The sequence below is a fragment of the Chroococcidiopsis sp. [FACHB-1243] genome, from assembly GCF_014696895.1.
Taxonomy (GTDB): domain Bacteria; phylum Cyanobacteriota; class Cyanobacteriia; order Cyanobacteriales; family Chroococcidiopsidaceae; genus Chroococcidiopsis.
Genome location: NZ_JACJQX010000067.1, coordinates 1 through 21,288, shown reverse-complemented (window position 1 = coordinate 21,288; position 21,288 = coordinate 1). Strand labels below are relative to the sequence as shown.

The window sequence follows — 21,288 nt, the reverse complement described above, 5'->3', positions numbered from 1 at the left end:
GTAGCTTTGCAACCAGTCCTCGGATAGCTGCATTACACGCGCAATGCCTGCCAGTGGTATCTTCTCAAGCATCAAGCGGTCTATCATTGCTTGACTTTCTGCTAAGTACAGGACAAAAATTTTAGGGCACCGAGAAACCCGTCAGCCTCCTGCTCCAAGTTGAGGACAATTCTGCGTAAGTGGTCAAAACCATAGCGGAATAAGCTCTTGGCTTTGCGCCCATGCTTTTTCAGTTTCAGGGGTTTGACTTCGTGCAACCATTGACCGGTACGAAATGCCCAGCACAATGCCAAGGTCAAGAGGGCGAAGAGTTTGCTCAGCCGTTCTGAGTCCGTAAAATGAGTGGATTCCAAACAAAAGCCACGAGTTTTGAAAATGCCAAATAGAGTTTCAATGCCCCAGCGAGCAGAATAATCAGTGATGGCAGTGGACGGCGAGTTTGGAGTGACAACCACCAACAAATCGTTATCCTCTAGCCTTAGAGCAGCAACATACAACCAGTAGCCCCACAAACGACGGCGTTTGGATAAGAGCTGCATTTGTTGAGGTGTGAGATGTTGAAAGACAACACTAGCTTTGAGACTTTTTCGCCCATCACTCAAGCAATCACTGGCTCGAATGCGAATCCGAAAGGGAATCGTCGGTTGTTTGAGCAGGTATCCAAACCAATCGTGTCCGAGAAACTCTCGATCTGCACTGAGATAGGCAATTCGTCGCTCTGGAAACGGGTGTGACCAAAATTAGATGTTCTATTTAATTCAAGATTTTTCTTGCTCTGCAAAGGATGCCAAATACTTAAAAGAACAAAAATGGGAATTCATAAGTCTGCTATAGTCAATGGCACAAATACTTTCATTGCAATGGTTTTGGCTTTTTACATCAGATTCAGGTCACACCCCTGGAAACAGTGCCAGCAACTCCTCGAGCAGGTCAATCCGCTCCAACGTGTTGGAGTTCCCCTTCTTGTCGAGCATCCACCACAGCACAGGAAACGCAACCCCTTGATGAACGATGCCTAAAGTCAAGATGTTGAATGTGGTTTGACCAAACTGCCACTGGGTACGGTCCAGGCTCAGCACCCAAGGTTCAGGAATATCCATCAGCTTCACCACCACTTTAGCAATTTCATAGTAATTGAGTTCAAAGGAGCGAAAAAACCGTTGGAGTCGTTTGTAATGTGAGTCAGTTTGCGCTTGTCCCGCAAATCCTGTTGCTAGTTCTGCTAGGTTTACAGTTTTGGCTCGAAACAGGGCAATTAGGAACAGCGCTAGAAATGTCAGCCGTGAACCATGCCATGCTAGGTGAGGCTGCAAGGTTTGCCGCAATAGAGTAACCTGATCCATAGGGTTTCATCGAGAAACTTCGCAATTTCTATGAAACCCTTTTCTGCTCTACTTCACAAGTTTTTGTCCTGTACTAAGGACTTTCTGAAGCAATTGGTTGCCATTGAGGGTTTTCCACGAACTGACGACCACAATCGCGGCATTTGTAGTTTTGCTTGCCTCGTCGGGTTCTGCCGTTTTTCATAATGTCATCAGAGCCGCAGGTTGGACATAGCAAATACAGTTTCATCTCGAACGATTTTGTTCCACAACTTAGGTTCTTGCTATTTTCCTCTATCCTTTACGTAATTGCACTACCCAAACTGTACTTATGTCACAATCCAGAGTAGAAAAATGTCAGTTCAGTAGCTGAACGACGTGCAATGAGCTTCACAAACGTGGCAAGCCACTTCTAACCCAGCTTTACTAAAATACTTTGGTCTTCAGCCTTAACTGGATAGCCGATCAAATTTCTAGCAGCCGGACCTCTGATGACCTTGCCACTAGGGTCAAACTCAGAACCATGACAGGGGCAAACAAACTTACTATTGTCCTTCTGCCAGTCCACCTTGCACCCAGCATGAGGACAAGTAGGATTGAGAGCCACTAAAGCTCCTAGCTGCAAAGGGTAACGAATCGCTATGACAGGGATAGAATCCACTTGCACTTGAATTGTGCCAGGATTTTGCTCTAACTCAGCCACAGTACCAATTGCTTGAAAGCCGTCAGGTCGAGGTCTAGATTCAAGGCGCTTAAATTGACTTGTGCAAGCAGCGATCGCCACAGGTAACACGCTGGCTAGCCAACCCAAACCCATCCAGGTAAGAAAACTTCGGCGCTTCATAAGCTTCAAAATTAGAAATTGACGAACAATGCTGTTGCGTACATAACCGCCAGTCCCAAACTGAATCCGGCGAAGCTAACTCTAGAAAGCCAAGTTCCGCCCGTTTTGCGTGCTGTCCGTGCCAAGTACGAGCCAACTTCCACCATAACTTGCACAATGGCTCCCCCCCCAATTCCCAGAAACAGTGCTGCCCAAAGGGGAGAGAAAGCAAAGGCTCCCATCCACGTTCCTAAAACTGCGGGTAGACCAGCTAAAGCAGTTAATCCAAGAAAAGTCGTAAATTTGGGTCGCAACTCGACTAACGGCGCGGCAATGCCAATGCCTTCAGTGATGTTATGTAAGGTAAACCCGACAACTAGCAACGAGCCAAGCGCTGCTTCACCGACGGCAAAAGCAGCACCAATCGCTAGCCCTTCCCCCAAATTGTGCAGACCAATGCTAAAAGCTAAGTAAGTAGCCAGAGCAGTTCCTTCCGGTGCCTTGCCACCGCGTCTGCCTATAGTGAAAATAGCTAGGAAAGAAGCAGTTGTAACCAACCAAACTAAGGCGCTACCTGAAAAGACGCTAGCTGCTTTACTGGCTAGTTCCAGTCCTGACTCAATTGTGTCCACTAGCAGAAAAGCTAGCATTCCAATCGTCAAAGCCAATAAGAACTTAATTCCTTGCCCACCCAAAGCTTTCAGGGATGGATAAAATAGCATTCCTAGTCCTACAGGCAAGATGCCTACATACAAACCAAGTAGGGCGTATGCCAAAATACGAGTGAGAGAAAATTGCGGTGTTGGCACAGCTACCGCGATCTCGTGTTCAAAGCTCAGTCCTGTGTTTGTAATAAATTTGATGTGATGGGTTTCGTCTTGAACCCAAGGATAAGGCAGGTTAATCCAAGCTGTTGTCAGCCTAGGCAGCGTTCCTAGCGGCTTTTGGCTGAACTCCCAGTAAGCTCCATCTACCTGAATTTGGGCAATCTGCATCGGTTCCGAACCGCTAGCCCTTACTAGTAGAGAGATGCCTTGCTCGTCCAACACCGTCCGTTCCACAGTCAAATTTTCAATGGGAGGAGCTGAAACTCCCAAGGGAGCAAGGGGATTGATTGTCAAGAAGATCCCAATCGAAGCTGCCAGTAGTACCAGTGGCAGAATTGCCCACAACCATGCTCTTTTCATGTCACCACCTCAAAGGCACTCATCCAGCCCAGTTCCAAGAATTCCGACTGGTGGGCGTGAAACATATAAGTCCCAGGATCAAAATCTTGGAACGAGAACTCCAAAATCCCTCGTTGTGCTTGCACCATCATCACGGTATCGATGGTACGTTGGGTTGGTGTTAGGGTTGTACCGTGGTCGTAGAAGTCGAAAAAGTTGGCGTGTAGATGGAAGGAGTTGAGCGGATCGAATTCGATGACATTCACTAAGTAAACCCGCACCGGGCGATCGCGTTCGATGCGGATGGGTCGTTTCATGAATTCGTGGGGGATAGTATTGATGGCGTAGAATTCGTTTTCTTCATCAAAGTTGGTGTCGAAGGCGTTCATCACCATGAGGAATTCTTGCCATTTGGCATTCTCTGAGCTACCTAGAAGCCGAGATGAAGCAACTTTTTCAGCTTCTGGATGCCGTTTTGGATCGGGATCGATGATGAAAGCGCCGTAGAGTCCTTTATGCATATGCCGCTTGAACGGCACTGAGTGACAGTGGTACAGGTGGCAACCAAAGGGTTTAGCGTCAAACTCGTAGACAACTTCTTGTCCAGCCTTGGCTTCGAGAGTACCAGGAACTCCATCCATCCGGGCAGAGTGGATGCCGTGGAAATGGATGGTATGGGGGTGAGTGCCGCGATTGGAGAAGCGAATCCGCAAGCGATCGCCTTCCGTTACCCGCAGAGTTGGTCCTGGAACGCGCCCGTTATAAGTCCAAGCTGGATAGAAAACCTTGGGGGCAATTTCGATTAACCGTTCTTCGACAAAGATTTCATATTCTCGTAGTGTTCGACCGTCAGGCAGTTTTGAAACTTTACCCGCATCCCAGTCTGTTAACATTTCACGGGGATTAAAGCCGTTGCGGGCATAATCGACATCACCCACAGTCAGACTACCGCCATGTTTAGAAACTGAATGCTCTACAGCCGTGTCACTATGAGTGCCATAGGCAGGTAGCTCAACTTTCTGTACTTGGACAGAGGCAGTTGTTGGCAAAAGTTTACTGAAGAAACTTCCGGCACCGAGAAATCCTGCTCCTATAAGCGATCTCCGAGTAAGATGAGGTTTCATACTAGAACCCCCCGTTTTGCAGGGTGATTACAGGGAAATAACGCAAAGCTTTTGTAGAGGTGAAGCCAAATCTATACTGCCCAGTTATATCTTTTGCCCAGTTGCCAGAGCCACTATATCTTACACAAATCAGATTTGCTAGCTCATGTGAAGCTAGCACCTTACGCCAAAAGCTTCTAGCATCGGGGACTCGGATGCTAAGACAAACTTTAGGCAAACTAGGTCGGTCTTCTGCGATAGCCATTCATTTTACCAATACTTATTTTCATATTCTTTTCATATTCTCTGATTTTTTGACATAAGTATCAACCTCTAGGTGCATACATAAAGCCGATCTAATAGCGAGATCGATGCACAAGGTAGTTCCGGTCGGGCGCGATCTTGTCAACCTGCCATTCCCATAGAAATGAAAGAGCGATCGAGACAGCGCAGTAAGACGCATAGACGACTCGCTTAAAGTTGGCTAGCTTCTGTGTGGAAGGTACGAATATTACAATTGAAGTGAAAAAAAATGAGAAGTTATACTGTTTCTCAATTTAGAAGCATCTTCCGATCTTCAAAAAATCGCTGGTTGTTAACTGTAGTTAATTAAAATGCTCCTTCTTACACAAACATCCCAATCCCAGCCCCAAGGAGGGGGGTCAACATGACAAAACAACCGGATCGTAGTGGTTCTATTGGTTCGATCGCGGGGATTGCAGCATTAGTAATGGTAGCGGGAGGGGGTACTGCTTGGTGGATTTGGAATTCTACCAAATCTCCAACATCACCTACTACCCCCAACACAGTGCAACAGTCGCCGTCACCATCTGTACAGCCGAAAGTTGAGCAAACAGCACAAGTCTTTTGGCTAAAGGACACTGGTAGCAATCAAGAGTTGGTTTCCGAAGCGATTACAGCTACTGCCGATCGGCAGCCCAGTACCATGTTAAAAGCGGCTTTCAACAGTTTACTAGCAGGACCTCAGAAGGAAGAGGTAACTACTACCATTCCAACCGGAACAAAGCTTCGGAACGTGAAAGTTCAGCCGGATGGCGTTCGCGTTAATTTGTCTGAAGAATTCGCTACTGGCGGTGGTAGTGCTGCTATGATTGGGCGCGTGGCACAAGTTATCTATACTGCCACGAGTTTAAATCCAACGGCAAAAGTCTGGATTGAGGTAGAAGGCAAACCGTTGGAAGTTTTGGGCGGTGAAGGTTTAGAACTAGAGCAACCGCTTACAAGACAAAGCTTCGAGGAAAATTTTACGCTCTAAACATTAGTAAGTAGTGGCGAGTAGCAAGTAGTAGTGAGCGCTCGAAAGATGCTCTGCTCCTTTACACAAAGAATATTAACCCGATTATGTCAGATTGTGCATTTTTGACATATTGCAGTTGGTTGATGGCATGGCTTTTGTAATAGCAGTAGCCACTTTCACTTCTATGTGCTGGTTCTATTAACCATTAGGTTTCGTAATAAAAGCCGTTCGCAGGTTGGACACTAAGCAATCTTGCTCTTGTACGCTAGACGAGCAACTAGTGCGTGTTTATTATCCTCAATTTGAAGGAGAAAAATCTCAATAGTTTGTGCATTTGCCGTTTTTAGCCTCTTTTGGCAGGTCGTAGTGAGTGCATTCGTAGACACCCTTCGCCACGTCCGCTAGCAATTCATCCGCCAGGTCTAGAAACTTGGTTACTCGTGCGTCAGCAAGTTGATAATACACGTAACGTCCTCGTTGAGAGCGAACAACCAGATCGCAACAGCGCAGGCAGCCAAGATGGTTAGAAACATTAGATTGGTTTAGTCCTGTAGCTTCGACAATATCATTGACAGTTAATGGACCAACACGCAATGCATTGAGGATGGATAGACGTGAGGAGTCGGAAAAGCCGCGAAAGAACTTGGCTTTCAAATCAACTTTATTAGCTACTTTATTAGCTTGAGCAATCATTAGCATCAGTAAGTTCTAAAATATCTATCAGCTTATCAGCCACTAATAATATTTTGCTGGTTTTATCTACGTAACTCTCTCTAATGATAGACTAACATATCAGTAAATGATAATATGCTGATAATTAATTCCAGAAGCCAATCTGCTTGGTCTTACTTAGCCTGGAATCGGCTATTGAAGTCGAGAAAGCTTTCCATGCTTAAACCCCATCTTCTAGCAAATCACCTAAGATGACATCCACTCCTATTAAAATCCTACAAGCGCAGATTGACGGTATGGATTGTGGCGGCTGTGCCAAAACCATTACAACGAGTTTGCAGCAGATGCCTGGAGTGACTGAGGTATCCGTGACTTTTGCGACAGGGCGATTAAAGGTGTCTTTTGACCCTAAACTTGTGAATGAATCTGCCATTCGCGATCGCATCACTGCTCTGGGTTACACCACTGACATCGTTCCAGCCAATCAAGGCAAAACGCTTCAAGCCAAGGTTAGTGGAATGGATTGTGCGGGATGTGCCAAGACCATTGAAGCTAGCTTGCAGCAGTTAACTGGAGTGACTGAGGTATCGATCAACTTTGCATCAGGGCGATTAACCGTATCCTACAACCCTCAACAAATTAGTGAAGCCGACATCATCAAACGTGTGACTGGCTTGGGCTACACCATTGAGCAGGCTCCGGTGCAGTCCTCTACTCAAAAACTTCAAGCTAAGGTTAGTGGGATGGATTGCGGCAGCTGTGCCAAGACCATTGAAGCTAGCCTTCAGAAACTGCCAGGGATTTCTGAAGTTTCAGTCAGTTTTGCAACCGAACGGCTAGAAATATCGTATGACCCGATTGAGATTAGCGAATCAGCAATTCTCGATCGAGTTACTGCTTTGGGTTATACCGTTGAGGACGCGACGAGCGCAAATGTAGGAGATACTGGCACTGGCTCTTTAGCTATGCCACCTCACCAGCCGACAGTCGATCGACGAGCGCCAAAATCTGACTTAACAGGTTGGCAGTTTTGGCTGAGGACGAGAAGGGGACAGACCGTCCTTTTTAGTAGCATTGGCTTGGTGCTGGGGGTAATTGTCGAACGGGTATTCTCACTGAATTGGGTTGCCCAAGGCTTCTATGCCATCAGCCTGATTGTTGCCCTATTGCCAATCGCACGAGCTGCCTGGATCTCCTTGAAACTGCGTCGAGCCGACATGAACTTGCTGATGACGCTTGCCGCAACTGGAGCCGCAATCCTGAACTATTGGTTCCAAGGCGCACTAGTTATCGTTTTGTTTACCTTGGGGACAACATTACAGACCTTCACCCTCAGTCGTACTCGCAATGCCATTCGCGATTTGATGGATTTAACTCCACCTACTGCTACAGTCAAGCGGAACGGACAAGAAGTGACAGTTCCCGTTGGAGCAATTGGGGTAGGCGAACTCCTGACTATCCGACCGGGACAACGCATTGCCTTAGATGGCATAGCGATCTCTGGAATGAGTGCAGTCGATCAGTCAGCAATTACAGGGGAAGCGATTCCGGAAGATAAACAGAAGGGCGATCGCGTCTTTGCAGGCACGCTGAACTCCACTGGCTTTTTGGAAGTTCAGGTAACCCACTCTGCAAAAGACACAACAGTTTCCCGCATCATTCATCTAGTGGAATCAGCTCAAGAGAGCCGCGCTCCTATCCAGCAGTGGGTTGACCGTTTTTCTACCATTTACACGCCGATCGTTCTGACTCTTGCCGCAGGGATTGCATTTATTCCGCCGTTGTTCTTTGCTCAACCGTTTAATGTATGGTTCTACAAAGCATTGGTCTTGATTGTCATTGCTTGCCCCTGCGCTCTCGTGATCGCTACCCCCGTTTCTCTCGTGAGTGCAATTGGGGCGGCAACTCGAAAAGGGGTGTTATTCAAAGGCGGTAATGCACTGGAGACAGCCGGACAATTGACAACCCTTGCCTTTGATAAAACTGGCACGATTACTCAAGGAATGCCTGTTGTACAAGAGGTTTATACTTTAGGGGAAATGAGTGCAGATACCGTGCTACTGATTGCCGCCTCCTTAGAACAACAATCGGAGCATCCGTTGGCAAAGGCGATTGTGGCACAAGCAAAAGCAAAGGAAATGAAATTAGAGTCTCCAGAATCCTTTACTGCTGTTCCTGGTAAAGGAGTTTGGGCAAAGTTTAGACAGTCTATCTACTTTGTTGGCAACCGCCGATTGTTTACTGAACAAGAAATTTCACTATCAGCAGCAGCTCAATCCTTACTGACCGAGATGGAATCGCAGGGACAAACTCCCGTGTTAGTCGGAACTCGCCAAGGCTTAATCGGTACGATCGCTCTAGCAGATGGTTTGCGTCTGGAATCCACAGAAGCGGTTCGAGCGTTGAAACGAATTGGGTTGAAGCGCCTAGTGATGCTGACAGGCGATCGCTCTCCCGTGGCTAGACAGATTGCTCAACAGGTCGGCATTGATGAATATCAAGCTCAATTACTACCCGAAGACAAACTCCAGGCAATCTACAAACTTCGCCGTGCTGGAGTGGTAGGTATGGTCGGGGACGGCATCAACGATACTCCCGCTCTGGCAGCCGCCGATGTCAGTTTTGCAGTGGGCAACATCGACGTTACCCTCGAAACGGCTGATGTTGTTCTAACGAGTGGAGACCTGCGACGGTTGGCTTATGCGATTAAACTCAGCCAACGCACCCTGTCAGTAATCAAGCAAAGTATTGTCTTGGCACTTGTCTTGAATGGCACGTTTATTCTTTTGGGAACTTTGGGGATAATTGGTTTGCCAGTAGCAGTGCTAGAAGATATGGGATCTTCCTTGTTCGTAACGCTCAATGCTATGCGTTTGTTTAATACACGAATTGGCGAAGCTTAAGGAGAAGGTCACGATATCAATGTTTTCTCCATTTAGTTGTGTTCTTGCGACGTAAGTTCTACCAGCAGTCACCATGTTTTCAATGAGTATTTCCATAAAGTCCACCATGACAATCAATATGACTCGTACAAGTTATTTCCTGTTAAGCAAAAGTGTACTAATTGGGATATCCCTAGACTAAATCCGGTCAATATCGTTGGAAGTTATTATGTATCGTTTAGCAGTTGCATCAACACTTTTGGTTGCCGCCATTTCTTCACCACTGCCTAGTCGGTCTCAAGAGCCAGCTAGTTCAGGTGTGCAAACTAACCAAACTTCAATCGGTAGCCTTAGTTCTAGTCATCACGGAGGATCTCATAGAGAAAATCATGGAGAAGACCACAGAGAAACTTGTGGTCGGCATATGAATGTTTAATTGACTCCTAAAGCACGAAACATGATATCTCGTAAACGTTCTATTCCCTGGATTCATCGTTGGTCGCGCCCTCTCATGGCTCTAATCGCCACGATTGGGGCAGCAGTCACTGCGTATCTTACGATTACCAAGCTCACTGGAGATCCTACTGCTTGCCCAACTGGAGGATGTGATGTCGTTCTCTCCAGTCCCTATGCAACTGTGTTTGGGTTGCCCCTCGCGCTGTTTGGTTTCCTTGCTTATGCCAGCATGGTCGTTTTTGCGATCGCTCCTCTGCTGGTCAACTCCTCTAAACAAAAGGAACTCCGCACGAATTTAGAACGCTGGACTGGGCTACTGCTGTTCGTGGGGGCAACCGCCATGACAATCTTCAGCGGCTATCTGATGTACCTGATTGCATTTGTGCTCAAAGCAGTCTGTATTTACTGTATTGGGTCAGCATTGCTGTCAACCAGCCTGTTCGTCCTGTCCATTATTGGGCGGGATTGGGAAGAAGTTGGGCAACTATTTTTTACTGGGACGATCGTTGGCATGATTACACTGGTTGGCACACTCGGCATCTACGCTAACGTGAGCAATCCACGTATTGCTGCCCAACCAGGTGGTTATACGATCGCCTCATCCTCTGGTGCAGCTGAAATCGCTTTGGCACAGCATCTTAAGCAAACGGGAGCCAAAATGTACGGGGCATTTACCTGCCCCCACTGCCAGAACCAAAAGCACCTCTTTGGTGCAGAAGCCGCCAAGCAGTTGAACTACGTGGAATGCCATCCCCAGGGGCAAAACGCGCAGCCCCAGGCGTGTCAGGCAGCGGGAATTGAGGGTTTCCCTACGTGGGAAATCAATGGACAAAAATATACCGGAGAAAAGACGCTGCAAGAACTGGCAGATTTGTCGAATTATCAGGGATCGCGTAATTTCCAAAATGCGCTCCAACCAGGGCATTAGACAGTTAACCCAGATGGATGGCTATCAGGGATCTCGAAACTTTAAAAATACCGTCCCGCAACTTTGAAGAAATCTATCAACCCGATAGGTTAGTTTGTTTTTCTGTTAGATCGGAGGTTTACCATGTCTCTACAATTAGGCGATACAGTACCAAATTTTACTCAAGCGTCGAGTACTGGTGAGATCGATTTCTATGAGTGGGCGGGTGATAGTTGGGTTGTGCTATTTTCTCATCCTGCCGACTTCACACCTGTATGCACGACTGAGCTAGGCGCTGTTGCCAAACTTAAACCTGAATTCGATCGACGCAATGTTAAAGTGTTGGCACTGAGCGTTGATGATGTCGAATCCCACAAAGGATGGATTGGAGACATTGAAGAAACGCAATCTACCAAGCTTAACTATCCCATCCTGGCAGATCCAGATCGTAAGGTTTCTGACCTCTATGGCATGATCCATCCCAGTGCCGAATGGCACTAAGTCATCATGAACTACGTTCACCACCACGAATGAAAATGTGTTACATTGCCTTGCAAGGCTGACCGAGAGGTTGCGCTTATCTGGTGCCACAAGCCCGCCACTAAGTCTAACCGAGATACCCAGAGGCACCACCAACTGTCGCTCCTATTTTGGATAGGAAGCACGCGAGTCAGAATCTGACACGAGTGGGTATCCCCATCAGCCTTTGTGTCGCTCGTAGGGAGCACTCAAACTATGCAAGTTGTTCATGAGCGCTGTGCTGGATTGGACGTGCACAAAAAAACGGTAGCGGTCTGTGCAATCGTACCTGATGGGAAAGGTGGATGGCACAAGGAAATTGAGACTTTTAGCACGATGACGGTTGAGTTACTGCGGTTATCGGATTGGTTAATCAACCAAGGTTGTACTCATGTGGCAATGGAGAGCACAGGTGAGTATTGGCGACCAGTCTTCAATATTTTGGAAGCAAACTTTGAGGTGATACTTGTTAACGCGGCGCATATCAAGAATGTGCCAGGACGCAAGACTGATATTAAAGATGCAAGCGTGGATTGCTGAGTTATTGCAACATGGATTAGTGCGAGCAAGCTTCATTCCTCCGATAGCGCAGCGAGACTTGCGAGATTTAGTACGTCACCGTGCCAATTTTATTCTGGGGCTCGTCAATTTGGGAAACCGATTGCAGAAAGTATTGGAGGCAGCCAACATTAAGCTTGGTTGTGTGGCTTCAGATGTCATGGGTGTATCAGGACGTGCCATGCTTAAGGCAATCGTAGACGGAGAAGCCAACCCAGAGGTGATAGCAGAGCTTGCTATTGGACGGCTACGCAACAAGCATGAGCAGTTGAAGCAAGCCCTTACTGGAAGAGTACGACCGCATCATCGCTTTATTCTCGCCGAACTGTTGTGTCAAATCGATGGTATTGATGAGACGATTGAACGCTTTAATCAAGAAATTGAAGAGTTCTCTCGCCCTTTTGAGCAAGCAGTGCAGCTGCTCGATACTATTCCTGGAGTAGCACGACAGACTGCCGAGGCAATTGTTTCAGAGATCGGTACTGATATGAGTCGCTTTCCCACTGCCAACCATTTGGCTGCCTGGGCAGGACTAGCTCCAGGTAATTACGAGAGTGCAGGTAAGCGGCTTTCTCACAAAACCCGTCATGGTAGTCGGGTACTGCGAGCAATACTAGTACAAGCAGCTCACGCTTTGACCCAGACAAAAACTTATCTTGCCGCTCAGTTTCGGCGTTTAACTGGACGACGCGGTAAAAAACGAGCGGCAGTAGCTGTTGCCCATTCGATTCTCGTGATTGCTTATCATCTGATTCAGCGGCAGGAGGTTTATCGAGACTTAGGAGCGGATTACTTTGACAAGCAGCGACCCGAATCAACGACCAAACGTTTAGTTAAACGCTTGGAGAAACTGGGCTACCAGGTTTCGCTCCAACCTCAGATCTCTGCTCCAGCAGTTTGAGTGTGGAGTGTATTTTCGAGTCAGTTAAGCTAGAACCCTCGTGTGGTAGAGATTTGAGTAAACAAGCTAATTGGGGTTGATTTGGGACGATCGCCGACACTCCTATTTTCTCGATATCCACTTTCGCGCCTTCCCACTCCCTACAAGATTGGAACCCTTTGTATGTCATTCGTTTCGGCTTAACTTAGTGCCATTCATCCCAGTGCCAACAATACCTTAACCGTTCGCTCTGTCTTTATCCTAAGTACAGGACAAAAGCTTGCAAAGGTGAATTGGGAAAGGGTTTCATGAGAATTACCACATTCTGACAATGAAACCCTATGAATCAGGTTACTCTACTTCGAGATGCTTTACGACCCCATCTAGCGTGGCATGGTGCAAGATTAAGCTTTGTGGCAGCCTTTTTGATTGCACTGCTGCGCGTCAAAACGGTAAACTTGAGCGAACTAGCAACCGGCTTCAGTGGTAAAGCTCAAACTAGCTCCCATTACAAGCGACAAAGAGCGTTTTTTTCGTCACTATGAACTTGATTACGCCGAAATTGCTCAAGTTGTGGTTGCTCTGATGGCAATTCCCGAACCGTGGGTACTCTCAATCGACCGCACTGAATGGCAGTTTGGCGATTGCGTCTTCAACATCCTGATGTTGGGAGTTGTACATAAGGGAGTTGCGTTTCCTGTGGTGTGGTGTTTGCTCGACAAACGAGGCAATTCTAATAGCGATGAGCGGATGAAGTTGTTCAATCAATTTCTAGAGCGTTTTGGTGAGCGTAAAATTGCTTGCCTCACCGCAGATCGAGAATTCATTGGCAAAGATTGGTTTGGCTACCTACTGAGCGAGCCGCTCACCCCGTTTCGTATTCGCATTCGTGAAAATCATCAACTCAGGCACGGTCGTCAAAGTCTCCAAGTTAGTGTCCTGTTTCAGAATTTACAGGTAGGACAGCACCAAGTTCTACGCCATAAAAGACAACTCTGGGGACATTGGGTGTACATTGCCGCGTTGCGATTAGAGGATGATTCCTTACTGGTCGTTGCCACTCAAAGAGCACCCAAATCAGCCATTTCCGATTACGCTCAACGATGGGGAATTGAAACACTTTTTGGCATTTTCAAAACTCGTGGGTTTTGTTTGGAATCTACCCATCTCACCGACTCTGAGCGTTTGAGTAAACTTTTGGCACTGCTCTCATTAGCCTTGTGTTGGGTCATCCTAACAGGTGAATGGTTACACCAACTCAAACCACTCACCATTAAAAAGCATGGACGTAGAGCTAAGAGCATTTTTCGCTATGGCTTTGACCATTTACGAAACATTGTTCTCAATCTGGAGCAGAAAATGCATGAGTTCTTGGATATTCTACAATTTTTGTCCTTGTATGTTGAGCAAAAAGCAGGTTCAATAGATCTGCTGCTCCTATCCAGGGACGCTTGGGTAGGGGGAAAGATGAATCTGGTTTTGTCCTAAGGTCACGCTCACCTGGAGTACAGATGAAGATCGCTTTCCCCACACTTGTTTATCATTGGTCGGACGGTATCGAAAGCCTCTCGATGGAGAAGAGCTTGTATGCACAAGGTAGACCCGAACAAGTGCAGCTTCAATACAATTTGACAAACCTTTTGATTGACACAATGACTACAATTCTGGGAATTGACATTTCTAAAGCAAAGTTTGACGTGGTACTCTTGTATCAAGGCAAGCAGCGCCACAAAGTGTTCTGCAACACTCTTGATGGCTTTAACAAGTTACAAGCTTGGCTAATCAAGCAGCAAGTCAGCCAGCTCCATGCCTGCATGGAAGTGACAGGTGTATATGGTGAAAACTTGGCAATGTATCTGCACAATGCTGGTTATACAGTTAGTGTGGTCAATCCTGCTCGCATTAAAGCCTTCGGTATCAGCCAACTCACGCGTAATAAAACTGATAAAGTCGATGCCCAGGTAATTGCGCTGTTTTGCCAAACTTTAGTGCCTGAAGCTTGGTCGCCCCTGCCAGTCGAGGTGCGGGAATTACAAGCGTTGGTTCGTCGCTTAGATGCATTAATGCAGATGCGCCAACAAGAGACGACGCGCTTGCAAAGCGGCGTTCATCCGGCAGCGGTGTTGGCTTCTATCCAAACCGTAATTGCACATCTTGACCAAGAAATTAAAATACTCAAAGCCGCAATCGAACAACACCTCAGCCAGCATTCGGACTTACAGCAACAGCAGGAACTGATTGCCTCAATTCCTGGCATTGGAGCATTGACAGCTGCCAAGATCTTAGCAGAAATCCCTCAACTCAAGAGTTTTTCTAGTGCTCGACAAGCGGCGGCTTTTGCCGGACTAACTCCAAAACAACGCATTTCTGGTTCTTCAGTCCGCGGGCGAACGCACCTGTCGAAGATGGGTAGTGCCAGAGTGCGTAAAGCATTGTATATGCCTGCCGTAGCTTGCTTGAAATGGAATCCCCTGATTCAGGAGTTGTATCAGCGCCTGCGCCAACGTGGAAAACACTCAATGGCAGTGCTGGGAGCAGTGATGCGAAAGTTGCTGCATTTGATCTACGGTGTTTTGAAATCGGGTAGGCCGTTTAGCCTTGATTACGCCAAGTCTTCCATGACAACTTGATTGAATCAGTGTGGCAACTTGATAATAAACATAATCTTTAGCTGTTGAGAAAGCTCAGAACGCTTCTGTAGCTGCCACTTTTAGCTGAATGACCGCTTACCTGTTAAGGCGATGTTAAGGCGAATACAAATTCGTCTGTTTTTGCCTATTCAGTTTGAGCGCAAAAGCATATGAACTATGAGTATGAGCGCAAATTTTTATCTCTTGACTTTTAAGACGGTATCTGTACTTAGGTCTTTATCATTGATCCTCAGAAGAAGCTGCGGTTAACGCTTACCTATCCCGCGAGTACGGGTCGTAACTTTGATGAAATCTTGCGGGTAATTGATTCCTTACAGTTGACTGACAACTACCAAGTTGCTACTCCAGCCGACTGGAAAGAGGGAGATGACTGCGTCATCGTCCCTTCAATTAAAGATCCCCAAGAGTTAAAGCAGAAGTTTCCCAAAGGCTATAAAGAGGTCAAGCCCTATCTGCGGATGACTCCGCAGCCGAACAAGTAACTTGGCTCACCCATAAAAAGCTGGCGTAGTTGATAAGGAACAGCTCTTTGGGCGAGAGAAAGCAGTTGCACTTAGCTTTCTGCTACCTCCGCCCCAGTAGAACTTGCTTGAAGTCACAGCATTAGACGTTCCAGGAGGGCTAGATATGTTTTTTCGGCAGTTGTTCGATCTTGAATCCAAAACGTATACCTACCTGATTGCTGACCTAAAAATACAAGAAGCTGTTCTGGTCGATCCTGTTTTGGAACAAGTTGAGCGCGATCGCCATCTCCTTCAAGAGCTTGGCTTCAAGCTACGTTATTGCTTAGAAACCCATATCCACGCCGACCATATTACTGGAACTGCCAAACTACGGGAGTTGACGGGGTGCTTGGGAGTATTGCCAGACAGGGTTCAGGCAGGGTGTGCTGACTATTTGATTCGAGATGGAGAAATACTGCTAATTAGAAGCATTCCTATCCAGGCAATCGCCACCCCTGGTCATACTGATAGTCACATGGCTTACCAAGTCAATAACGACCGCGTGCTGACAGGAGATGCTCTGTTTATCCGAGGCTGTGGTCGCACTGATTTTCAAGGCGGTGACGCAGGAGTTCTATTCGATTCGGTGACCCAACGGCTATTTACGCTGCCAGAGGAAAACCTAGTATACCCTGCCCATGACTACCGAGGATGTACAGTGTCCACAATTGGGGAAGAAAGGCGATGGAATCCTCGGTTTACCGAACGAGATGGTCGCGGAGCGAACCGCCTTCGGCATCGCGCTAGCTTCATCGAGTTTATGACCAACTTAGAGTTACCGGAGCCGCAAAAAATGATGGAAGCGATTCCTGCTAACGAGCATTGCGGTAACTTAGCTTCCCCTCAAATGCTAACTTCTCGTACTCAACATGAAAGAAGCTGAAAACTTCACACTTCATAATTTTTTTGACAACTAACAATCAATACTGTTCAAGCCATGCGTATCGCCAAAGACATTACAGAACTAATCGGTCGTACACCCCTAGTGTATCTGAACAACATTCCGCCAGCCGAGGGGTGTGTAGCGCAAATTGTTGTGAAACTGGAGAGCATGAACCCTTCCGCCTCAGTCAAAGATCGAATTGGTACTAGCATGATTGATGCGGCAGAGCAAGAGGGATTGATTAGTCCACAGAAGACTACTTTGGTTGAACCAACTTCAGGAAATACTGGAATCGCTTTAGCAATGGCGGCGGCTGCCAAGGGATATCAGCTAATTTTGACGATGCCAGATACTATGAGCAATGAGCGACGAGCCATGCTGCGGGCTTATGGAGCCAAACTCGAACTTACACCAGGCTTTGAGGGGATGAGTGGTGCAATTCGACGAGCGCAGGAAATAGTTATCACAACTCCCAATACTTATATGCTGCAACAGTTTCGTAACCCAGCTAACGTGCGGATTCATCGTGAGACAACAGCAAAGGAAATCTGGTCAGATACAAATGGGCAGGTAGATACGATTGTGGCTGGAATCGGCACTGGTGGCACGATTACTGGCGTAGCAGAGGTCATTAAAGCACGAAAACCAAGTTTTCAAGCGATCGCTGTTGAACCAAGTAATAGCCCAGTTTTATCGGGGGGACAACCAGGAGCGCACAAAATTCAGGGTATTGGTGCTGGGTTTATTCCCCAAGTCCTTAGAGTTGAATTGCTCGATGAAGTCATTGCCGTTACTGATGAGGAAGCGATCGCCTACGGTCGGCGGTTGGCTAAAGAAGAAGGGTTACTCTCTGGGATCTCCTCTGGTGCAGCATTATGTGCGGCAATCCGCGTCGCTCAGCGGTCGGAGAACAAAGGAAAATTGATTGTCATGATTCAGCCCAGCTTTGGCGAGCGCTACTTGAGTACGCCATTGTTTCAAGATTTAGAGCCACGAGTACCTGCTATTGTGTAATTAACTGTTCGCTTCAATCGCAGAGAATCTTTTATCTCTGCCAAAAGGCTTAAGTGAAGTTACTCTCTCACAAAAGCTTTTTTGGCAGAAATCTGCTTCAGGAGGATGGATACTTGTTAAAGACTTTAGGTTTGCCCTTTTTATCAAAGGAGAACACGGTGAATGGATCTCTGCGATCCCCTGCTTCCATGCCAGGAGCACCTACAGGCATTTGAGGAACAGATATGCCTACTACATTTGGCTTTTCTTTAAGCAGGCGCTTAATATCACTGGCTGGTACGTGTCCTTCGATGACATATCCATCCACAATCGCCGTGTGGCAAGATGTCAGTTTGTCAGGCACTTTGTACTTTTGTTTCACTGCCCCCATTTCAGAAATTAGCAAGTCTTTTGTCTGAAAGCCTTGTTTTTTCATGTAATCAATCCATCCACCACAGCATCCACAGGAGGGACTGCGATACACAGTTACTAGTTTAGTAGCGATTGCGTCAGGTTTTTGAGCAACAGCTTGAGGATTGCTGATAGGAGCATCACCTGCCGATATCCCCAACACTGCTACTGTCGGATAAGCAGTTACCACTGCCCCAACAGCAGCACTTGCCATAGTAAGACACAACCTTTTTTGTAACCAGGGAGTGGATTGTTTTTGTTTCATCTGAGACCTCACAGCTAATGGTAAATTTTTGGTGTTGCTAATGGTGTAACCCGTCCTCACAATCTTAATCCCCTTAGCTACGAGTGAAGAGTCAAGATCCTCCCAACGTCAAAAACTTGCTAAATATACCGCAACTGTTGCAGCAAGGCAGAGAACTATACGAAGCTGGAAATTTTTTCAAAGCACTGACAGTTTGGCAACAAGCAGCAGAAGCTCACCAAGCCCAAAGAGATATGCTAAATCAAGTAAGCAACATTTCGTTGGCTTGTCAGCAACTAGGACAGTTGCCTCAAGCAACTACAGCGATCGCTGAAAGTCTAAGACTGTTATCAAGCAACGGGCAAGAGCCACAGCGATCGCAAGTCCTTGCCTAAGCTTTGAATACCTGAGGAGTTTGAGGCGACTAGCGTGCACAGCATTACCAATAGTCTGTTTACTGTTACGGGCGGCGGTCAGACTTTCGCTATAACAAGGTAAAGTCAGTACCAATAGGGGAATATATTTCTTTTGAGCAATTTTTATGGAAGTCGATCGAGTAGCTGTCGCCTTTGAATGCTCGCACAATCGCTGGTCAGCCGAGCCAGCTTTTTGACACACCTTTCGGTCGAGCGATCGCCAGTATTTGTTACGAATCTGCCTTTGTTCAGCATTTCCGGTATCAGGCAACTGCCGGAGGGCTGTTTATCCTCAGTGCTGCTAATAATGCCCATTACAGCCCAGCAATGCCTGCCCAACACCATGCCCAAGATGTAATGCCAGCGTTTGAAACCGATCGATGGGCTGTAAGAGCTACTAATACCGGATATTCTGGTATTATCGCTCCCCACGGTAGAACTAAGTGGATATCTCAACTGAACGCATACGAACTGCACGCAGCAACGATTTATCGACGGCAAACTTAGACGCTGTACGTGCGTTGGGGAGATTGGTTAACGCTGTTTTTGCTGGTGCTAGGTGGTAGCGTCATGCTCTACCATGCGTACAAGCGTTCCCGCAGGGTGTGTAGGCAAAGCCTTCCTCCAAAGTAGACTGTGAATGTTGTTAAATCAAAGCGGGTGTTTAGTTGAAGAGAGTTAAAAACTAGCTAACGTGATAGAAAGGTTATGGGATTGGAGAAACACTAATTACGGTGGTAGCGGTGAGTTTTGTTGGGCAAACTCGACTGATTTGTTTGACAATCCACCTCGTCACGCTTTATAATTTGCCTCTCTCCCTTTCTCACTCTCTGACAATGCTAATTTAAACAGTTCATGGTCGTATGCTGGGTTAGTGAGACAGAAAGTATGATAAGGTCTGATTACTAAGTCGGTTCTGGTGGGGGTCAGTCACCAGAGGTAACGGGGAAAGTTTGGTGCAAGCCCAACGCTGTCCCGCAACTGTGAAGGAGTATCCCACTCATACTCCCAGCCAGGATGCCCGCCGAGACTTTTAATGCCCTTAACTCATCTGCGAGGTACGTGATGACGGCTCGGTCAATTGCTTCTGTTCGGGATCAAGCGCTACGCTTCACTTTGTCAACACCTGTGCAAGCGAGTCTCTACGTTTCGCTGTGCGCTTTAATTCTCTGGACTGTGTATTTTACAACTTATCCCGCAGTTCACGATCGGGTGCATTCTCTACGTCACCATACTTTGATAATTAGTTGCCATTAAAGCTTAAATAGGCATCCACTTCAGAGAAATTCACCAATCGAAATGCCAAAATTCAAGTTATCTGCCCTCATTAGTGCTATTTGCCTGGTGAGTATAGTTCTTTATGTTTTAGCTGGATTTTCTCAAGTCGCACAGCCAAAGGTGCGACTGACAACTGAACCAGGAGTCAACCCGATTTTTCCCTTTGAAGCTGAAGCAACTAAACCTCAATCTCCAGCGCTACTGAAGTTGCAAGTGTTAGATGCATCTGGGCAACCTTTGGAAAATGTCAAAATTGGCTTGACGATTTTCACTCCACCTAAAAATCCTTGGTTCACAACAGATTTCCCCATAGTAGAGGGAACAAAGTTACTGGAAATGGCAGCAGTAGCACCCAAAGGCAAGCTGCAAATTCAGCAGATGCTACCGATTCGCGGTACTTACCAGCTACTAGTCAATGTGACTCCAACGCTTGAGAATGCCTTTAGCCCGTTTAAGCAAACTCTCACGCTCACTGTGCCGGAGAACTGGCTGAAATATCGTAACCTTGGCATCCTGGTTGCAATTTTACTAATTGTCGGGGTAGTCGGCGGTTTAGCGATCGGCGAACGGCAGCAACTCCAGTCTGGAGAAATTGCACCGCAACGGGTACGACTATTGTTGAGTGGAGCAATAGTGGTAGCGATCGCTGCCTTATTATTTGTCAACGTTAGTGCTGAAATTGCTCAGTCGGGAATGTCTATGCCCATGTCCCACATGAGTGAACCTGCACCATCGTCAGAGCAACCAAGTACAATACAGTCTGGGGGACTCCAATTGCGCCTGTCTGGAGATGTCAGCGCCACAGTCGGACAACCTGCAAACTTCCAAGTCAATGTCATCGATCCCAAAACTAGCCAGCCAGTAGCTGACGTATTTTTGAAGATTCAAGCGACTCAGCTTGAGGACAATTGGCTTGCCTTTGCCTATCAAGGTACTGCCGATGCAACTGGACAGTTAAAGTGGCAGCAGCAGTTTTTTGATGGCGCACCCCATAAATTTGAGGTGGAAGTTTCTCCGCAAGCGAATGCAGCGCGGCAATTTCAACCCTTTCAAGTTGTAAAAACTATTCCAGTTGAGGGAGTAGCACCACCTCTGTCAGTTCGGTCGATCGTCCTAGCTTATTTAACTGGTGTTGTGATAGTCGGTCTGCTACTAGGAATTTGGCTGAGGCGCAATAGGGTAAAACCAGTGAGGCAGATCGGGAAAATCAACGCTAACTAAATATTTGATTCGTTCAAGTATTCTGCTGCACAGCTAATCTTGGTAGTGGTATTTCGTAAAGGATGGAGAAAAATAGACTTCTTAACAACTGGATGGCTCCGCTTGAATCCTTTGGTTGTAGTGATGAATAAAATTCCAGATC

Annotated in this window: 17 protein-coding genes, 7 pseudogenes and 1 riboswitch; of the genes and pseudogenes, 14 read left to right on the top strand and 10 right to left on the bottom strand. The window is 46.9% G+C overall.

Annotation, left to right across the window (positions count from 1 at the left end; all coding sequences use genetic code 11):
- Window positions 1–101: 101 nt before the first annotated feature.
- The 8 genes and pseudogenes from H6G17_RS29555 to H6G17_RS34955 all read right to left on the bottom strand — a co-directional run bounded on the left by H6G17_RS29555 (window position 102) and on the right by H6G17_RS34955 (window position 4,926).
- Window positions 102–710: an IS4 family transposase gene (locus tag H6G17_RS29555; RefSeq protein ID WP_192162102.1), complete on the bottom strand. Its 609-nt coding sequence runs from the start codon at window positions 708–710 to the stop codon at window positions 102–104.
- Window positions 711–899: 189 nt separating this feature from the next.
- A pseudogene (locus tag H6G17_RS29550) lies at window positions 900–1,343 on the bottom strand (IS4 family transposase); the annotation flags it as partial.
- A gap of 106 nt (window positions 1,344–1,449) precedes the next feature.
- Window positions 1,450–1,560 (bottom strand): annotated as a pseudogene (locus H6G17_RS29545) (IS1 family transposase); the annotation flags it as partial.
- Window positions 1,561–1,734: 174 nt separating this feature from the next.
- Window positions 1,735–2,166: a ubiquinol-cytochrome c reductase iron-sulfur subunit gene (locus H6G17_RS29540; protein WP_192162095.1), complete on the bottom strand. Its 432-nt coding sequence runs from the start codon at window positions 2,164–2,166 to the stop codon at window positions 1,735–1,737.
- 11 nt (window positions 2,167–2,177) lie between these two features.
- Window positions 2,178–3,332 (bottom strand): metal transporter, encoded by a 1,155-nt coding sequence (locus tag H6G17_RS29535; protein WP_192162094.1) that lies wholly within the window; start codon window positions 3,330–3,332, stop codon window positions 2,178–2,180.
- Window positions 3,329–4,435 carry a multicopper oxidase domain-containing protein gene (locus H6G17_RS29530; RefSeq protein WP_192162093.1) on the bottom strand — a complete coding sequence of 369 codons (1,107 nt, stop codon included), beginning with the start codon at window positions 4,433–4,435 and terminating at the stop codon, window positions 3,329–3,331. Before H6G17_RS29530 ends, H6G17_RS29535 begins: the two co-directional genes overlap by 4 nt.
- Before the next feature lies 1 nt (window position 4,436).
- Window positions 4,437–4,679 carry a hypothetical protein gene (locus H6G17_RS29525; RefSeq protein ID WP_192162092.1) on the bottom strand — a complete coding sequence of 81 codons (243 nt, stop codon included), beginning with the start codon at window positions 4,677–4,679 and terminating at the stop codon, window positions 4,437–4,439.
- Window positions 4,680–4,770: 91 nt separating this feature from the next.
- The gene (locus tag H6G17_RS34955; RefSeq protein ID WP_347276485.1) at window positions 4,771–4,926 is read right to left on the bottom strand and encodes a hypothetical protein; all 156 of its coding nucleotides are present in this window, start codon (window positions 4,924–4,926) and stop codon (window positions 4,771–4,773) included.
- A gap of 155 nt (window positions 4,927–5,081) precedes the next feature.
- Between H6G17_RS34955 and H6G17_RS29515 the strand changes: the two genes are divergently transcribed.
- Window positions 5,082–5,690 carry a GerMN domain-containing protein gene (locus H6G17_RS29515; protein WP_192162091.1) on the top strand — a complete coding sequence of 203 codons (609 nt, stop codon included), beginning with the start codon at window positions 5,082–5,084 and terminating at the stop codon, window positions 5,688–5,690.
- A 300-nt stretch (window positions 5,691–5,990) separates the two neighbouring features.
- Here the strand turns inward: H6G17_RS29515 and H6G17_RS29510 are convergent, their stop codons facing one another.
- The gene (locus tag H6G17_RS29510) at window positions 5,991–6,365 is read right to left on the bottom strand and encodes a metalloregulator ArsR/SmtB family transcription factor (RefSeq protein WP_192162100.1); all 375 of its coding nucleotides are present in this window, start codon (window positions 6,363–6,365) and stop codon (window positions 5,991–5,993) included.
- 230 nt (window positions 6,366–6,595) lie between these two features.
- Here H6G17_RS29510 and H6G17_RS29505 point away from each other — a divergent pair, with 230 nt between their 5' ends.
- The 9 genes and pseudogenes from H6G17_RS29505 (at window position 6,596) to cysK (ending at window position 17,597) form a co-directional block, all read left to right on the top strand.
- A complete protein-coding gene (locus H6G17_RS29505; protein ID WP_192162090.1) occupies window positions 6,596–9,247 on the top strand; it encodes a heavy metal translocating P-type ATPase in 2,652 nt (883 codons plus the stop codon).
- A gap of 436 nt (window positions 9,248–9,683) precedes the next feature.
- On the top strand, window positions 9,684–10,610 hold the full coding sequence (locus H6G17_RS29500) for a vitamin K epoxide reductase family protein (RefSeq protein WP_192162089.1): 927 nt from the start codon (window positions 9,684–9,686) through the stop codon (window positions 10,608–10,610).
- Between the two features lie 123 nt (window positions 10,611–10,733).
- Window positions 10,734–11,078 (top strand): annotated as a pseudogene (locus H6G17_RS29495) (redoxin domain-containing protein); the annotation flags it as partial.
- A gap of 246 nt (window positions 11,079–11,324) precedes the next feature.
- Window positions 11,325–12,567, top strand: a pseudogene (locus H6G17_RS29490) (IS110 family transposase).
- Window positions 12,568–12,887: 320 nt separating this feature from the next.
- Window positions 12,888–13,893 (top strand): annotated as a pseudogene (locus H6G17_RS29485) (IS4 family transposase); the annotation flags it as partial.
- Window positions 13,894–14,057: 164 nt separating this feature from the next.
- Window positions 14,058–15,176 carry a transposase gene (locus H6G17_RS29480; RefSeq protein ID WP_199317097.1) on the top strand — a complete coding sequence of 373 codons (1,119 nt, stop codon included), beginning with the start codon at window positions 14,058–14,060 and terminating at the stop codon, window positions 15,174–15,176.
- Window positions 15,177–15,409: 233 nt separating this feature from the next.
- Window positions 15,410–15,679: pseudogene (locus tag H6G17_RS29475) on the top strand (peroxidase); the annotation flags it as partial.
- Window positions 15,680–15,824: 145 nt separating this feature from the next.
- Window positions 15,825–16,583 carry an MBL fold metallo-hydrolase gene (locus tag H6G17_RS29470; protein ID WP_192162098.1) on the top strand — a complete coding sequence of 253 codons (759 nt, stop codon included), beginning with the start codon at window positions 15,825–15,827 and terminating at the stop codon, window positions 16,581–16,583.
- Window positions 16,584–16,637: 54 nt separating this feature from the next.
- Window positions 16,638–17,597: a cysteine synthase A gene (cysK, locus tag H6G17_RS29465; protein ID WP_192162088.1), complete on the top strand. Its 960-nt coding sequence runs from the start codon at window positions 16,638–16,640 to the stop codon at window positions 17,595–17,597.
- A gap of 97 nt (window positions 17,598–17,694) precedes the next feature.
- Here cysK and H6G17_RS29460 read toward each other — a convergent pair whose 3' ends face one another.
- A complete protein-coding gene (locus tag H6G17_RS29460) occupies window positions 17,695–18,252 on the bottom strand; it encodes a DUF411 domain-containing protein (protein WP_242038672.1) in 558 nt (185 codons plus the stop codon).
- 83 nt (window positions 18,253–18,335) lie between these two features.
- On the opposite strand from H6G17_RS29460, the gene H6G17_RS29455 reads away from it, so the two are divergent.
- From H6G17_RS29455 to H6G17_RS29440, 4 genes and pseudogenes are all read left to right on the top strand, one after another.
- The gene (locus H6G17_RS29455) at window positions 18,336–18,626 is read left to right on the top strand and encodes a hypothetical protein (protein ID WP_192162087.1); all 291 of its coding nucleotides are present in this window, start codon (window positions 18,336–18,338) and stop codon (window positions 18,624–18,626) included.
- A gap of 40 nt (window positions 18,627–18,666) precedes the next feature.
- Window positions 18,667–19,151 (top strand): annotated as a pseudogene (locus H6G17_RS29450) (nitrilase-related carbon-nitrogen hydrolase); the annotation flags it as partial.
- A 390-nt stretch (window positions 19,152–19,541) separates the two neighbouring features.
- Window positions 19,542–19,691: riboswitch (cobalamin riboswitch) on the top strand.
- Window positions 19,665–19,904, top strand: a complete 240-nt coding sequence (locus H6G17_RS29445) for a CbtB-domain containing protein (RefSeq protein WP_347276484.1) — start codon at window positions 19,665–19,667, stop codon at window positions 19,902–19,904. Its footprint overlaps the riboswitch before it by 27 nt.
- A gap of 42 nt (window positions 19,905–19,946) precedes the next feature.
- A complete protein-coding gene (locus tag H6G17_RS29440) occupies window positions 19,947–21,146 on the top strand; it encodes a hypothetical protein (RefSeq protein WP_192162085.1) in 1,200 nt (399 codons plus the stop codon).
- Window positions 21,147–21,288 lie beyond the last annotated feature (142 nt).